Here is a 692-nt window from a genome sequence, read left to right on the forward strand (position 1 = left end):
TTTAAATACCATTTGCTATTATTGTTTAAATTAAAAACAGTTGTATTTACTTCTAAGGTTCTTGCTCTTCCTTCCATAATTGAATTATCGGCAGTCAATACAAAACTAACAGGATGAGGATCTGAATCTGTTTTCTTTTTTACACTATTTTTTAATAACACATCAGAACGAATTTCTGAATTTCTAAGTTGAACTTCGGCAACAGACTTTGAAGATGATGGTCCCCAAATACCAACACCATCTCTCACAAGGAGTTTTGTATTGGTAAGAATGGCCTTATTTACAACTTCTTCACCCTCTTTCAGAAAAGCATCTAAAATAGTATGAAAAATAATACCAGATTGTCTTTTGGTTTCTATGACTGAATCCTCAATATTAATGACACCGTTTGAAATTGATAGACCAGTATGTAATGCATTGACTTTCATGCCTTTAGCATTAACACGTCCACCTTTTGATACAGCAAATGCAAATGAACCTGAATGTATCGTCGAGTTCGTAATTGTAGCAATTGCTTTTTCAGAGGCGTACACTGCGCTCAATCCATTGCGAATGAAAACATTATTAAGAGTCTTTTCCTCTCCTTTCTCAAGTTTAAACTCATTAATAATTTCAGGAGGTTGTGTATTTGCACAAGTCGGAGCAAAATGAGAAAAAATGAAAGTTCCAGCAATTGTACATAACAAAAGATT

At 33.5% G+C, this 692-nt stretch carries 1 pseudogene; it reads right to left on the reverse strand.

Features of this window, described 5'->3' with window-relative positions:
• Positions 1 to 692, reverse strand: a pseudogene (locus ACFINC_RS10865) (hypothetical protein); the annotation flags it as partial.

The organism is Bartonella sp. AP58NXGY, assembly GCF_042195785.1.
Lineage (GTDB): Bacteria > Pseudomonadota > Alphaproteobacteria > Rhizobiales > Rhizobiaceae > Bartonella.